The organism is Stappia indica, from assembly GCF_020177335.1.
Taxonomy (GTDB): Bacteria; Pseudomonadota; Alphaproteobacteria; order Rhizobiales; family Stappiaceae; genus Stappia; species Stappia indica_B.
On the sequence record NZ_JAIVMG010000001.1, the window covers coordinates 113,746 to 127,712 of the forward strand.

A 13,967-nucleotide genomic window follows, 5' to 3' on the forward strand; every position below is an offset into this window, starting at 1 on the left:
TCAGATTTCCTCTTCCTTCGGCGTGTTGATCTCGTCCGGCTTGTCGAGCACGACCACGCGCGCGCCGTTGGGAACACGTTTGTGCAGGTCAATGATGTCCTGGTTGAACAGGCGGATGCAGCCGGAGGACACGGACTTGCCGATCGACCACGGATTGTTGGTGCCGTGGATGCGGTAGAGCGTGTCGCGGCCGCCCTTGTAGAGGTAGAGGGCGCGGGCGCCGAGCGGGTTGTCGATGCCGCCCTTCATGCCGCCGGCCCATTTCTTGTAACGCTCCGGCTCCCGGCTGATCATGTTCGGCGTCGGGGTCCAGCCCGGCCAGGAGGCCTTGCGGGCGATATCCGCATCGCCCTGGTATTCCAGGCCGGACTTGGCCACGCCGACGCCATAGCGCATGGCCTTGCCGTTCTCCATCACCAGATAGAGAAACCGCGCATGGGGATCGACGACGATGGTGCCGACCCGCTCATCGGTCTTGTAGTCGACGATCTGGCGCAGGTTGCGCTTGTCGACCTTGCGCACGTCGATGGCCTTGATGACCGTGCCATTGTCGTCGATCTCGCCATACATCTGCGCGTAGGATGAAAGGCTTGAGGTTTGCGGATCCTGGCCGGTCGTCTGGCAGGCGGCCAGGGCGAGGGGGGCGCAGAGCGCAAGCAGCAGCCGGAAAGCGCGATACGGCGCATGGGTCCGGTGGCTGGGAACCTGGGTCAAGGAAACTCTCCTCATTGGGCTGCGGTCAGCCGCTGGATGTTGGATTGAAAGATCTCGCGCGAGATTTCGCCGAGATGGGTGTCGCGAACCTTGCCATCGGCGCCGATGAACAAGGTGGCCGGCAGTCCGGGGGCGCCATAGTGGCGCGACAGGTCGGAGAACCCGTCGATCAGCACGGTGCGCAAGGTGAGCCCCTCGCCGGCGAGATAGCCGTTGACCGTGCCGCCATCCTCGCCCTGGTTGGCGAAGATGAAATCGACGCCCTCCACCTCTCCGGCGACCTCGGCCATCATCGGCATCTCCCGCCGGCAGGGCGGGCACCAGCTTGCCCACAGGTTGATGACCATCGGCCGGCCGGTGGGCCGGGCGAAGTCGTGAACGGGACCGGCGAGGGTCTTGAAGGCGCGCTCCGGCAGCGGGGTGGCGGGCGTTGTGCCGGTCAGTTGCCAGGCGATGTTCGCCGTCATCAGCGCTGCGGCGAGCGGGGCGGCGGCCCACAGGCGCAAGGATGTGGTCTTGAGGCCGAACAGCATCATCAGGATGACCGCGGCTGCCGCCGGCGGCCAGAAGAAGCCGCCTTCCCACAGGGCGAACACCCTTAAGGGCTCGGCGGAAAAGTTCTGCCAGTAGAGCACCACATGGCCGAGGCGCCCGGCGATGAGCGCGGCGAGAAAGGTGCGCCAGGACCAGGTGTTGAAGCGCGGATCGACCTTGCGGGCGACGATCGAGGCGGCGATGAAAAACACGGCAAGGCCGAGGATCGCCGCGAAACGGTCGGCGGAGAACACCAGCGGTCCGAGAGAAACGGCACCCATGTCAGCGCTCCTTCGCCAGGTCGGCGGCGGCGGTAAGGGTCTGCCGGTTTATGTCGCCGACGAGCCGCGCGCCGGCGATCTCCTTCCCGCCTTCGTCGAAGAAGATCATGGTCGGTGGTCCGGCGACCTTGAGCTGGGCCATCAGCTCGGTGTTGGCCGCGTCGATGTCGGAGACATCCGCCTTGACGAGCTGGAAGCCGGACAGCGCCTGCTTGACGTCGGGCGCGGGCAGCACCGAGCGCTCGATGGTGTAGCAGGTCACGCACCAGTCGGCGGTGAAGTAGATCATCGTCGGCCGGTCCTGTCCGCGCGCGCTGGCAAGCTGTGCCTGGAACGCTTCGGTGGAGCCGGTCGGGGCGAAGACCAGCGGCGGGGCCGAGGTGCCGGCGGCGCTCCCGCCGGCGAAGACGGCAAGCGGCTTCAGCGGATCGTTGGAGCCGGCCGCCGCGCCCACGGTCAACACCGCGCCGTAGAGCAGCGCCAGCAGGCTTGCGGTGCGCACCACGACGCCGCCGGACCGCTCCACCGGCCAATGCACGAAGGCATAGGTGCCGAAGCCAATCAGCAGCGCGGCCCACAAGAAGAGCTCGAGCCCCGCCGGCAGGAGCGGAGCGGCCATCCAGATCGCCGTGGCGAGGAAGCCGAAGCCGAACACCTGCTTGACCGTGTCCATCCAGGCTCCGGCCCGGGGCAGGACGCCGCCGCCCAGCGTGCTGAAGACGATGAGCGGAATGCCCTTGCCGATGCCGAGGCCGAAAAGAGCGGCGGCGCCAAGGGTGACATCGGCGGTCTGGGCAATGTAGAGCAGCGCGCCGGCAAGCGGGGCGGTGACGCAGGGGCCGACAATCAGCGCGGAGGAAAAGCCCAGGACCACGGCGGCGCGCTTGGAGCCGGCGCCCTGGCCGGTGCCACGGGAGAGAGCATTGGTCCAACGTGCCGGAAGCTGGAGTTCGTAAAGGCCGAACATCGACAGGGCCAGCACCGCGAACAGCAGCGCGAGCACCCCGGCCATCCACGGCGATTGCAGCACCATCTGCAGGTTCTGGCCCGACCAGCCGGCGGCGGCGCCAAGCAAGGCGAAGGCGCTGGCAAGGCCGAGCACGTAAAGGCTCGACAAGACGAAGCCGCGCCGGGGTGTCAGCCGTTCGCCTTCACGGGCAAGGGCGCCGGCCATGATCGGATACATGGGAAAGACGCAAGGGGTGAAGGCCAGCAGCAGGCCGAACAGGGGGAAGGCCGCGAGCACGAGAATGACCCCGCCGCGCGCCATCAGCGAGGGGATCAGCCCCGGGTCCTCGGCAAGCTCGAAGGCGGGCGCGGCGCCAGTGGTCTCCGTGGCGCGGTCGGTCGCTGGGTCGGCGGTCGTGTCCGTCGGCGCCGGTGTCCAGAGCGAGAGCTTGGGCGCGACGAGGCCGCCTTGCGCGGTGACGGCAAGGGTCAGCGGATCGATGACGCGCGTTTCCGGCCGGTAGCAGATGCCGTCTTCCTGACAGCCCTGATAGGTGAGGGCAATGGGCGCATCGCCGGGCGCGGAAAGGGTGGCCTCGGCGCTGGCATAGTAGATCTCGGTGGTGCCGAAATTGGGATCGTCCTTGGCAATGCCGCTGCCGGTCTCAAGGGGCAGCGGCGCGCCGCCATCGGCGGTCTTGGCCTCGATATGCTCCCGGTAGAGATAATAGCCCGGCGCGATCTTCCACTGGAAGGCAAGGCCGCCGTCCGGGGCCTCGTGCACCTGCAGCGTGAAGGCCTCGTCCACGGGCAGCGGCGCGGCGCCGGCCGGCAGGGTCCAGACGAAAAGACAGAGTAAAAGCGATGCCAGACGTCTCACGATGGTCCTCAAGGCGGTGTTTTTGGTGTGTGAATCGCGGATCATGTCCGCCTGATCGCCAGCCAGTCTTAAGGCAGCCTTAAGCTGGACTTGTGCGATTGACGTGACAGGCGTTCCAGTAGACCGGGGTCCGGTATGGCCGAGGGCCGGTAGACCGAAGGAATGAAGCGAAAATGCGGATACTGATTGTCGAGGACGACCCGATGATGCTCGACGGTCTTACGGTTGGGCTCGGGCTTGCCGGTTTTACCTGCGATGCGGTGTCGAGCTGCGCCGATGCCGGCAGCGCCTTGCGGGCGCAGGGTTATGATGCGGTGGTGCTCGATCTGATGCTGCCGGATGGCTCCGGCCTCGATGTGCTGGCGGAGCTCAGGGCGCGCAAATCGGACACGCCGGTGCTGCTCCTGACCGCGCGCGATCAGATCCCGGACCGGATTCGCGGGCTCGATGCCGGGGCGGATGACTATGTCGGCAAGCCGTTCGATCTCGATGAGCTGGCCGCCCGGGTGCGGGCGATTGCCCGGCGCGGCAAGGGGCGGGCCTCGGCGCGGCTGGAGTGGCGCAGCCTGTCGCTGGAGCCGGGCAGCCTGTCGGCGACGAAGGACGGTGCGCCGCTGAAACTCACCCGGCGCGAGTTCTCCATCCTCAGCCTGCTGATGGAACGGCCGGGGGTGATCGTCACCCGGGCGATGCTGGAAGATGCGCTCTACGGCTGGCAGGAGGAGGTGGAGAGCAACGCGGTGGAGGTGCACATCCACCACCTGCGCGCCAAGCTCGGCCCCGGCGTGATCGAGACCGTGCGCGGTGTCGGCTACCGGCTGGCGGAGGAGGGGGCATGACCTCGCTGCGCGCCCGGCTGTTGCTCATCCTGATTACCGGCACCGCCGCCGTCTGGCTGTCCGCCATGGCCTGGATTTTCCTCAGCACCCGGGCGGAGGTGGAGGAGGTGCTGGATGCGCGGCTGATGGAGGCGGCGCGCATGGTCAATTCCCTGATCAGCGAACGGCGGCAGGAGCCGGGCGGCGGCCTTTCTTCCAAGGACACCCTGTTCGGTGAGTTCGAGCGGCAACCCCGGGCCTATGAGCGCCAGCTTTCCTGCCAGATCTGGTCGCTGGACGGGGCGCTGGTCGGCCGCTCGGAAAGCGCGCCGCAGATACGCCTCAGCACGGCGGAGGCCGGCTTCTCCCTGTCGGACATCGATGGCGAGACCTGGCGCGTCTTCACCGTGGAGAACCCGGAGCTCAACGTTCGGGTGATGGTCGGCGACAACCTGCGCATTCGCGATGGGCTCGTCGGCGATGTCATCAAGGGGATGCTGCTGCCGACGGTGCTGGTGCTGCCGGTGATGATCGGCCTGATCTGGCTCAGCGTGCGGCAGGGCCTGTCGCCTTTGAACACGGTCGCCGCCCATCTGGCGAGCCGGCGGGCGCGTGATCTGCGGCCGGTGCCGGACGGGAAACTGCCGCGCGAGGTGGCGCCGCTGGTCGGGGCGCTCAACGGGCTGTTCAAACGGGTGGAGGATGCCCGCGAGCGCGAGCGCAGCTTCACCGCCTTTGCCGCGCATGAGCTGAAAACGCCGCTGGCGGGGCTGAAGACCCAGGCGCAGATCGCCCTGGCGAGCGACGACCGGGATGTGCACGCCAATGCGCTGCGGCAGATCTCTTCCGGTGTCGACCGGACCGCGCGGCTGGTGAAGCAGTTGCTCGATCTTGCCGCGCTGGAAGCAAATGACGCCGGTCCGAAGCTCGCTTCGGGCGATCCGGCGGCGCTGGTCCGCTCGGTGGCCTCCGCACTGGAGCCGCTGGCGCGGAGCCGTGAGGTGTCGCTCTCCGTCACGGTGCCGGATGCGCCGCTGCGCGTGACGATGGAGCCGCATTTCCTGGAACTGGCCCTGCGCAATCTGGTCGAAAATGCCGTGCTGCATGCGCCAACGGGCGGGGAAGCCTCCTGCGAGCTGCGGCGCGCCCCGGATGGCCGGGTGTCCCTTCATGTGCGGGATGACGGGCCGGGGATCGCCGAGGCGGAACTGCCCCTTGCCACCGAGCGGTTCTTTCGCGGCAGCAATCGCAGCGCCCTGGGAAGCGGCCTTGGGCTGGCAATCGTCGAGCTGGCAATGGAGCGCATGGGCGGGGCGCTGCGGCTCGTCAACCGAACCCCGCACGGGCTGGACGCCAGCCTGACCTTCGCGAATCGCGGCGAAGACACCGCGCGCTGACGTGCTCTGATGCGACGCGAAACAGCTTGAGGCGCGGGCGGTTGTGGTGTCCCGCGCCCCAAAACTGTTGCAGATTTTGAGTCAGAGACTTTTTCCAAGTAATTCATTTTGAACAGGAAAATCCCTCCTGAAGCGCTGCGTGAGCGCAGGCGTGGCTGTCTTCGGCCGCGCGGATCCATGCCGATCTTGCCCGGGAAAACCCGTATGTGACCGGTTGACAGAAAAAACATATAAGCTACCGTTCAAAAAACGAAACGAATGTTTCATGGGGTGGATATGCGAATTGGTGTGGGGCGGCTCTGGCACGAGGCCAATTCCTTTTCGGTTTCAGTCACGGATCTGGCTGAATTCGAGGCGCGCGAGTGGGTGCGCGGCGAGGCGGCGCCTGGCCTTTACGCAGGCACGGCGACCGAGCCGGGCGGCGCGCTCTCCTGGGCGAAGGCGCGCGGCGACGTGGAGCTGGTGTTCTCCCGCTGCGCCTCGGCGGCACCGGCCGGCCCGGTGGTGCAGGCGGTGCTCGACCGGGTTGTTGCCGAGATCGCCGGCGAGCCGGCATTCGAGAAGTTGGACGGTCTGTATCTGTCGCTGCATGGCGCCTGTATCGGCACCGATGACCTTGATCCGGAAGCGACCTTGCTCAAGGCGCTGCGGCGGCGGTTCCCGGATCTGCCGATCGTTGCCTCCTTCGACATGCATGCCTGCATCTGCGATGACCTCGTCGCCTGCCTGAACGGCGCCACCGTCTACCGGACCTATCCGCATGTGGACATGGACAAGGCAGCGGCAAGCGCGCTGGAGATGCTGGCGCGGATGATGGAGACCGGCTGCCGCCCGCGCGTTCTTCTGCGCACCATCGACCGGGTGCTGCCGAGCTTCAACATGCGCACGGATTTTCCCGGCCCGATGCGGGAGATCGAGGATCTGGCCCAGGCAGCCTCGCGGGAAAAGCCGGGCGCGCCGCTGCTGGCCGCTTATCCTTTCGCCAGCTTCGGCTATGCGGATGTGCCGGCGACCAATGCCGGCGTTCTGGTCACCTGCGAGGATGATGAGGCGGGTGCGCGCCTTGCCGATCAGGTGGCGGCGGAAATGCTGGCCCGGCAAACGGCGTTCCGGCCCGACCTGCCGCCAGCGAGCGCGCTGATCGCCGGGCGCCCGTGGGCAAATGGCCGGCGGATCGCCTTGCTTGAGCCTTCCGACAATCCCCTGTCCGGCGGGATCGGCGATACGCCGGGGCTTTTTGCCGCCGGGCTGGACGGGGCGGTGCCCGAGGGTACGGTGTTCGCCTTCTTCTGCGATCCGGATCTGGTGACGCGGGCTCATGCCGCCGGTGTCGATGCTGTGCTCGACGTGACCCTTGGCGGGCGGCTTGATGAGCGTTTCGGCGCAGCCGTGCCGTGCAAGGCCGTGGTGCGGGCGGTGACCGACGGTCGGTTCCGGAATGTCGGGCCGATGGAACGCGGCATGACCGTCAATCTGGGTCCGACGGCGCTGCTTGAGGTTGGGCCGATGCGGGTGATCGTCACCACCGGCTGCCAGTCGCCGAACGACCATGGCTATTTCCACCTGCACGGCATCGACCTTGCCGGAGTGCCGCTGCTGCTGGCCAAGGCGAAGAACCACTTCATGGCCGCCTTCGCCGATGCCTTCGACGAAATCCACCATTGCGAGACGCCCGGTCCGGCTATGGCCGACGTCTCTCAACTGCCGTTCCGGCACGTTCCGCGGGATCGGCTCACCCTGAAAGAAGACCAGAGGGAAACATGAAAAAAACGCTCCCCATCGCCCTTGTCGGGCTGGCCACGTTGACGACCGGTGCAATGGCTACGGAACTGACGATCAGCTCCTGGGTCGCCCCGTCCCATCCGACGATCTTCGCCGGTTACGAGACCTACTTCCCCGCCGTCGAAGAGGCGACCAAGGGCGAAGTGACCTTCAAGCTCGTCTCCGGTGGCGCGCTGCTCGGCGGCAAGGAAACCCTCACCGGTCTTGGCGACGGCGTCGCCGACGGATCGGTGCTGGCGCTGACCTACAATCCGGCGCAGCTTCCGACCAGCCAGCTCGTGGCCGAGCTGGCCATGCTCAGCGGCAATTCCCTGGCCGTGGCGGCGGCGGTGACCGAGTTCACCCTGCTCAACTGCCAGCCCTGCATCACCGAGTTCTCGGCGCAGAACGTCGTTTATACCGGCAGCTACGCCACCGCTCCTTACGCGCTGATCTCCAAGGGCGACATCACCTCGCTGGCCGACATCGCCGGCAAGCGGATTCGCTCGCCGGGCGGTGCCTGGGATCGCTGGATCACGGAAAGCGGTGCGACCGTGGTGCACACCTCCAGCTCGGAAATGTACGAGGCGCTGGACAAGGGCATGATCGACGTGGCCATGCAGCCGGCCGCCGCGCTGAAGTCCCATTCGCTGTGGGATGTGGCCAACTCCATCACCCTCGGCAGCTTCGGCGTCTACAACTCCGGCCCGCTGCTGTCGTTCAACAAGGACGCCTGGGGCGAGCTCACCCCGGAAAACCGCCGGGTGATGCTCGACAAGATGGCGCTGGCAATCGTCGCCACCACCGAGGCCTACCTGACGCAAAACGCCGCCGCCAAGACCGAGGCACCGGAGCACGGCGTGACGCTGGTGGAAAAGCCCGCCAAGCTGGAAGAAGAGATCGCCGCCTTCAACGGACAGGACATTTCGGCGGTGATCGAAAAGGCGGAAAACGTCTATGGGGTGAAGGACGCCAAGTCGCTGATCGAGAGCTACACCCAGCTTCTGGCCAAGTGGCAGGGCATCACCTCCGAGGTCGCCTCGCGCGAGGAACTGGTTGCCCGCATGAAGGCCGATATCTTCGACAAGCTGTCGGAGACCGACTACGGCCTTTAAGGCGATCCCCGGGAACCCGGCCTTTCGGGTTTCTGTGCGGATTTGCAATGATGCCAAGAGGTTGCGGCGCATTCTTCGCAAGATGAATCGGGTCAATGAGACTCTGGGCGAGATGCACCCGGGCCGCCACCTTTCTTGCCCGCCGGAGCGGCACCGCGTCGCTCCGGCCCCGGTTTCCGCCGATCCGGCGGGGCGTTTGCCGGTCTGAAGAGGACCGGCCGCCGCTGCCGCCGCCTTGCCCTGTCAAGCTGGGGACCCCATGCAAACACTCGATAATTTCCTTGGCCGGCTCGGCCGCTGGCTGGCCTGGGCGGCCGTGGCCTGCCTGGTGCTGATGATGGTGGAAGTCTGTCTGGATGTCGCCGGACGGTTCCTTTTGTCCATGCCGATGCCCTCGACCCTTGAGATCGTCTCCGAGTGGTGGATGCCGGCGCTCATCTTCCTGCCGCTGCTCAATGTGGAATGGCGCGACGAGAACATCGCCGTCGACATTCTGCACCAGCGGCTCAACCCGCGCTGGCGCGCGGCTTGCGATGCCTTCGCGCTGCTGTGCTTCGGTCTCTTTCTCTGGCTGATCGCCTATGCCGGGTTCGAACAGGCGATGCGGGCCGCCCGGCAGGGCGAGTTCATCGTCGGCATGATCCCGGTGATCACCTGGCCACCGCGCTTCTTCCTGCCCGTTGCCGGATGTCTGACCGGCCTCCTGTGCCTCGTGCGCGCCGTTGGCGCGATCCGGGTCGCGGTGACCGGCCGGGGCGGATATCTGCCGAACACGCTCGATTCGAAGGGGGCGCACCTTGGATAGCATCACTCTCGTTTACTGGGCTCTCGGTGCGCTGCTGGTTCTGCTGGCCCTGCGCGTGCCGGTGGCCGCGGCCCTCGGCCTGGTGGCCATCGTCGGCATCTATATCCTGATGGGCGAACGGGCGACCTGGGGCGTGTTGCGCTCGGTGCCGCATGCCTTCGCCGCGCACTGGAGCCTCAGCGCCATCCCCATGTTCCTGTTCATGGGCTACATCTGCTTCTCCGCCGGACTGACCGACGGGTTGTTTCGGGTGGCGCGTGCCTGGCTGACCTTCCTGCCCGGCGGGCTGGCGATCTCCTCCGTCGGTGGCGCGGCGCTGTTTTCCTCCGTCACCGGATCTTCGGTCGCCTGCGCGGCGGCCATGGGCAAGATCGCCGTGCCGGCCATGCTGGAGCGCGGATACGATCCCAAGCTGGCGGTCGGCACCATTGCCGCGGCTGGTACCATGGGCTCGCTGATCCCCCCGAGCACCATCCTGCTGCTCTACGCTGTCTTCGCCGAGGTGCCGGTCAGCGAGCTCTTCATCGGCGCGGTGATCCCGGGGCTGCTGACGGCGGTGATGTACAGCGCCATGATCCTGTTGCGGGTGCGGTACAACCCGGCGCTGGCGCCGCGCGAGACCGCCGTTGACTGGCGCGAGCGGTTCGTTTCGCTGGGGCAGACCTGGCCGCTGTTCCTGCTGATCGTCACCGTGTTCGGCGGCATCTTCGGCGGGCTGTTCTCGGCCACCGAGGCCGGGGCGATCGGCGCGCTGGTCTCGATCCTGATCGGCTTTGCCAAGAAGACCCTGAGCTGGAAGGCGTTGGTGCAGGCGGCGCTGGAGACCATCCGCTCGACCTCGGCGATCTTCCTGATCGCGGTGGCCGCAGCACTGTTGACCCGGCTGTTCGCCTTCGCCGGCTTTCCTGACTACGTGCAAGGTCTGATCGGCGACGACCTGTCACCGCTGACCATCATCCTGGCGGTGTCGCTGATCTACCTTCTGCTCGGCATGTTCCTCGATCCGATTGGCGTCATGCTCCTGACCCTGCCGGTGCTGCTGCCGATCTTCGACAATGCGGGCATCAGCCTGATCTACGCCGGTGTGATCATCACCAAGTATCTGGAGATCGGCCTGATCACGCCGCCGGTCGGGCTCAACGTGTTCGTCATCAAGAACGTGGTGTCGGGCAAGGTGTCGACCAGTGACGTGTTCCGCGGGGTCGGGTGGTTCCTGCTTGCCGACGTGGTGACGGTCGCCATACTGATCGCATTTCCGGCGACGGTGCTGTGGCTGCCGGAACTGATACGGGGGTAGGGCCATGAGCGAACCGGCGTCCACGCCAACGACCCTCGATGCGCTGAACGCGCGCATGATCGCCGACATGGACGCGCTGCCGCGCCGGCTGGCCGACGGGGCACGCTATCTGATCGACCATCCCGATGATGTGGTGATCAGCTCCATGCGCGAGATCGCGGCACGGGCCGGCGTTGCTCCGGCGACGCTGGTGCGGCTCGCCCGCAGCTTCGGCTTCGCCGACTGGTCGCAGATGCGCGCGCTTTACACCGAGCATCTGCGCACCGTTCCGGCGCGCTATGCGGACAAGGCGCGGGCGGCGGTGGAAAGCGACAAGGCCGGCGGGCTGATGGCGGAGACCTTCCGGGCGCAGGAGGCAAGCCTTGCCTTCGCCGCGCAGGTCAACCCGCCGGAAGCCTTCACCGAGGCCGCCCGCACCCTGGCCCATGCCAAGCGGGTCTATGTGGCCGCCTTCATGAGCTGCCGGGGGCCGGGGCTGACCTTCACCTATCTGTGCAAGATGCTGCGGCCGAATGTGGAACTGCTCGGCGGCGAGGGCTCATCCCTCGTTGCCGATCTGTCCATGCTGGAGCCGGGCGATGCGGTGTTGTCGATCAACTTCCAGCCCTATGGGCGGGAGATCGCGCAGGTCGGCGAGGCGGTGCAGCGTTCGGGCGCGGATCTGATCAGCCTCAGCGACAGCCGGGCCACGCCGCTGCAGGCCCAGGCACGGACCGTGTTGCTCTACTCCGCCGAAAGCCCGTCTTTCTTCCCGTCCATCGTCTCCGCCGTTGCGCTGGTGGAGAGCCTGGCCGGAGCAATTCTCGCCGAACTGCGCGACACGGCGACGGATCGTATCAACCGGATCGAGGAGCAACTTTACGCCTCCGGATCCTATCAGCATTCGCGCCGCAGCAAGTCATAAAGAAGATCTGCCATGAGCTACGTTTTCCATCGCACCGCACTTGGCGGCTTGCCGGTCGCCGCCTCGGGCCAGGGCGCCGAAATCATCGACACCGAGGGGCGCCGCTACATCGACGCCTGCGGTGGTGCCGCCGTCTCCTGTCTGGGCCATGGCGAGCCGCGCGTTCTGGAAGCGATCCAGCGCCAGCTTTCCACCCTCGACTACGCCCATTCGAGCTTCTTTACCACCGAAGGGGCGGAGGAACTGGCCGAGCACCTGTGCACGGCGACGCCGCTGCCGCTGGAGAAGGTCTATTACGTGTGCAGCGGCTCGGAAGCGGTGGAGACCGCCGTGAAGATGGCCCGCCAGTATCACGTGGAGCGGGGCGAGCCGCAGCGCCGGGTGCTGATCTCCCGGCACCAGAGCTACCACGGCAACACGCTCGGTGCCCTGTCCTTCGGCGGCAATCCGGGCCGGCAGAAGCCCTATGCGCCGCTGCTTCTGGAACAGCGCAAGATCGCGCCCTGCTTCGACTATCGTTACCGGCAGGCGGAGGAAACGCCCGAGGAATACGGCCTGCGTGCCGCCAATCTGCTGGAGGCGGAAATCCTCGCCGCCGGGCCGGACACGGTGATGGCATTCCTGGCCGAAACCGTGGTCGGGGCGACCTCCGGGGCGGTGGCGGCCGCGCCGGGCTACTTCCGGCGCATCCGCGAGATCTGCGACAAATACGGCGTCCTGCTGATTCTTGATGAGGTGATGTGCGGCGCCGGCCGGACGGGCCGGTTCCTCGCCTGCGAGGAAGAGGGCGTTGCGCCGGATCTCGTCACGCTGGCCAAGGGGCTGGGCGGAGGCTTCCAGCCGGTGGCTGCTGTGATGTGCACCAGCGCCATTCATGAGACCTTCGCCAAGGGCAGCGGCAGCTTCGTGCACGGGCACACCTATTCGGCCCATCCGGTGGCCTGCGCGGCGGCGCTGGCAGTGCAAAAGGTGATCCGCGACGACCGGCTGATGGACAATGTCGCCGCCCGTGGCGCCGATCTTTCGGCGCGGCTCGGCGCCCGGTTCGGCAATCATGCCCATGTGGGCGACATTCGCGGGCGCGGCCTGTTGCAGGCCATCGAACTGGTGGAAGACCGGGCGCGCAAGACCCCGTTCGATCCTGCGCTGCGGATCGGTGCGCGCATCAAGCGCGAGGCAATGGATCTGGGCCTGCTGGTCTATCCGGGGGCGGGAACCGTGGATGGCACCTGCGGCGATCACATCCTCTTGGCGCCGCCCTATAACATCGACGCGCAGATGGTCGGGGAGATCGTCGACCGCCTCGGCGATGCGGTCGACCGCGCGGTCGCCGCGCTCTGACCTTTGCAGGTATTCGGTCCCGCGTCTCTAGTCGGGCGCGGGGCCTTCGAACTGGACGCCGAGGTCGGTGCCCGTGCGCCAGCGCACCACGGCGATGACGCGAATGTCGTCATTGACGACGCGCAGCTCGAACTTGTCCGGGATCGACACCGTTGAGGGAAGCTTCAAGAGAGCTCCGTTTTCCGACAGGTTCCGAACGCGGCAATCGAACACCGAGCTCTGGCCATTGATGACGATCTTGCCGCTCTTGAGCGTGCGGTGTCGGGGAGAGCTGCGGCGTTCCGGACCGGTCATGGCGTGTGTCGACCTCAAGTTTCCACGTCAACGTGTATATAGCACAGATTCCCTGTCGCTGGTGGGCAGGGGGACTGCGTCGCTTGTGAATAAGCGGCTGGGAGACCTGCCGCAAGGGACCCGTGGACTGTGGGAAATGCGTAGACGCGGAAGTCCGGACGCGGACCGTCATGCTTGACCCTGCACGCTGCGTCATGCGATCCACAGCCAGCAATTGCTCTTCCGGTTGAGAGGGATGGACCAAGGACATGAGCATCTTGATTTCAGGGCTGATCCTGTTTTTCGCGGCGCATGCCGTGCCGATGCGTCCGGCCTTGCGCACCGCCCTGCGCGGCAAGCTGGGCGAGATCGGCTACAAGGCGGCCTTTTCGGTGGTTTCGCTGATCGGTTTCGCGCTGATCGTCTATGGCTATGGCGAGGCGCGCATGGCCGGCTCGCCGCTGCTCTACGACCCGCCCCTGTGGCTGCGGCATGTGACCATGCTGGTGATGGTGCCGGTCTTCGTGCTGCTGGTCGCGGCCTATGCGCCGGGCGGCCGGATCAAGGCTGGCGTCAAGCACCCGATGGTGCTGGCGGTGAAAATCTGGGCCGTGGCCCATCTGCTGGCCAATGGCGATCAGGCCTCGGTGCTGCTGTTCGGCGCGTTTCTCGCCTGGGGCGTCATCGACCGGATCTCCCTGAAACGGCGCGGCGACATTGGCGGGGCGGCGATTGCCGTGCCATCCAGGAGCGGCGACGTGATTGCCATTCTCGCCGGTCTTGCCCTCTATGCCGCCTTCATCGTCGTGCTGCATGAGTGGCTGATCGGCGTGCCGGTGGTCTGATAACCGCTGGTTGGCGGGCGCCCTTGCCTCACTTGCGCCATGAAGAGGCGCGAG

13 protein-coding genes are annotated in these 13,967 nt (G+C 66.6%); 9 read left to right on the forward strand and 4 right to left on the reverse strand.

From position 1 onward, the window contains the following. The 3 genes from LC062_RS00490 to dsbD are packed head-to-tail and all read right to left on the reverse strand — an operon-like array spanning position 1 to position 3,357. Positions 1-714, reverse strand: a complete 714-nt coding sequence (locus tag LC062_RS00490; protein ID WP_224909084.1) for a L,D-transpeptidase — start codon at positions 712-714, stop codon at positions 1-3. An 11-nt stretch (positions 715-725) separates the two neighbouring features. Beyond that, positions 726-1,529, reverse strand: a complete 804-nt coding sequence (locus LC062_RS00495) for a TlpA disulfide reductase family protein (protein ID WP_224909085.1) — start codon at positions 1,527-1,529, stop codon at positions 726-728. 1 nt (position 1,530) lies between these two features. Further along, the gene (gene dsbD, locus LC062_RS00500) at positions 1,531-3,357 is read right to left on the reverse strand and encodes a protein-disulfide reductase DsbD (RefSeq protein ID WP_224909086.1); all 1,827 of its coding nucleotides are present in this window, start codon (positions 3,355-3,357) and stop codon (positions 1,531-1,533) included. A 173-nt stretch (positions 3,358-3,530) separates the two neighbouring features. Here dsbD and LC062_RS00505 point away from each other — a divergent pair, with 173 nt between their 5' ends. The 8 genes from LC062_RS00505 (at position 3,531) to LC062_RS00540 (ending at position 12,795) form a co-directional block, all read left to right on the forward strand. Next, positions 3,531-4,196: a response regulator gene (locus LC062_RS00505; RefSeq protein WP_224909087.1), complete on the forward strand. Its 666-nt coding sequence runs from the start codon at positions 3,531-3,533 to the stop codon at positions 4,194-4,196. After that, a complete protein-coding gene (locus tag LC062_RS00510) occupies positions 4,193-5,572 on the forward strand; it encodes an ATP-binding protein (RefSeq protein ID WP_224909088.1) in 1,380 nt (459 codons plus the stop codon). Before LC062_RS00505 ends, LC062_RS00510 begins: the two co-directional genes overlap by 4 nt. A gap of 276 nt (positions 5,573-5,848) precedes the next feature. After that, complete coding sequence (locus tag LC062_RS00515) at positions 5,849-7,336, forward strand: M81 family metallopeptidase (protein WP_224909089.1); 1,488 nt, start codon at positions 5,849-5,851, stop codon at positions 7,334-7,336. Next, positions 7,333-8,448, forward strand: a complete 1,116-nt coding sequence (locus tag LC062_RS00520; protein WP_224909090.1) for a C4-dicarboxylate TRAP transporter substrate-binding protein — start codon at positions 7,333-7,335, stop codon at positions 8,446-8,448. The genes LC062_RS00515 and LC062_RS00520 overlap by 4 nt, the downstream gene beginning before the upstream one ends. Before the next feature lie 259 nt (positions 8,449-8,707). After that, positions 8,708-9,253: a TRAP transporter small permease subunit gene (locus LC062_RS00525; RefSeq protein WP_224909091.1), complete on the forward strand. Its 546-nt coding sequence runs from the start codon at positions 8,708-8,710 to the stop codon at positions 9,251-9,253. Then, complete coding sequence (locus tag LC062_RS00530) at positions 9,246-10,550, forward strand: TRAP transporter large permease (protein ID WP_181761879.1); 1,305 nt, start codon at positions 9,246-9,248, stop codon at positions 10,548-10,550. The genes LC062_RS00525 and LC062_RS00530 overlap by 8 nt, the downstream gene beginning before the upstream one ends. Positions 10,551-10,554: 4 nt before the next feature. Next, positions 10,555-11,454 (forward strand): MurR/RpiR family transcriptional regulator, encoded by a 900-nt coding sequence (locus tag LC062_RS00535; RefSeq protein WP_224909092.1) that lies wholly within the window; start codon positions 10,555-10,557, stop codon positions 11,452-11,454. A gap of 12 nt (positions 11,455-11,466) precedes the next feature. Next, a complete protein-coding gene (locus tag LC062_RS00540; RefSeq protein ID WP_224909093.1) occupies positions 11,467-12,795 on the forward strand; it encodes an aspartate aminotransferase family protein in 1,329 nt (442 codons plus the stop codon). Between the two features lie 27 nt (positions 12,796-12,822). Here LC062_RS00540 and LC062_RS00545 read toward each other — a convergent pair whose 3' ends face one another. Then, positions 12,823-13,089 carry a PilZ domain-containing protein gene (locus LC062_RS00545; RefSeq protein WP_224909094.1) on the reverse strand — a complete coding sequence of 89 codons (267 nt, stop codon included), beginning with the start codon at positions 13,087-13,089 and terminating at the stop codon, positions 12,823-12,825. Positions 13,090-13,337: 248 nt separating this feature from the next. Here LC062_RS00545 and LC062_RS00550 point away from each other — a divergent pair, with 248 nt between their 5' ends. Then, a complete protein-coding gene (locus tag LC062_RS00550; protein ID WP_224909095.1) occupies positions 13,338-13,913 on the forward strand; it encodes an NnrU family protein in 576 nt (191 codons plus the stop codon). The last annotated feature ends 54 nt before the right edge of the window (positions 13,914-13,967 follow it).

What these genes read in the sequence shown, in the direction of transcription:
- LC062_RS00540 (WP_224909093.1), top strand. Translation starts at nt 11,467, where the DNA reads ATGAGCTACGTTTTCCATCGCACCGCACTTGGCGGCTTGCCGGTCGCC.
- LC062_RS00535 (WP_224909092.1), top strand. Translation starts at nt 10,555, where the DNA reads ATGAGCGAACCGGCGTCCACGCCAACGACCCTCGATGCGCTGAACGCG.
- LC062_RS00520 (WP_224909090.1), top strand. Translation starts at nt 7,333, where the DNA reads ATGAAAAAAACGCTCCCCATCGCCCTTGTCGGGCTGGCCACGTTGACG.
- LC062_RS00495 (WP_224909085.1), bottom strand. Translation starts at nt 1,529, where the DNA reads ATGGGTGCCGTTTCTCTCGGACCGCTGGTGTTCTCCGCCGACCGTTTC.
- LC062_RS00505 (WP_224909087.1), top strand. Translation starts at nt 3,531, where the DNA reads ATGCGGATACTGATTGTCGAGGACGACCCGATGATGCTCGACGGTCTT.
- LC062_RS00525 (WP_224909091.1), top strand. Translation starts at nt 8,708, where the DNA reads ATGCAAACACTCGATAATTTCCTTGGCCGGCTCGGCCGCTGGCTGGCC.
- LC062_RS00550 (WP_224909095.1), top strand. Translation starts at nt 13,338, where the DNA reads ATGAGCATCTTGATTTCAGGGCTGATCCTGTTTTTCGCGGCGCATGCC.
- LC062_RS00515 (WP_224909089.1), top strand. Translation starts at nt 5,849, where the DNA reads ATGCGAATTGGTGTGGGGCGGCTCTGGCACGAGGCCAATTCCTTTTCG.
- LC062_RS00510 (WP_224909088.1), top strand. Translation starts at nt 4,193, where the DNA reads ATGACCTCGCTGCGCGCCCGGCTGTTGCTCATCCTGATTACCGGCACC.
- LC062_RS00545 (WP_224909094.1), bottom strand. Translation starts at nt 13,089, where the DNA reads ATGACCGGTCCGGAACGCCGCAGCTCTCCCCGACACCGCACGCTCAAG.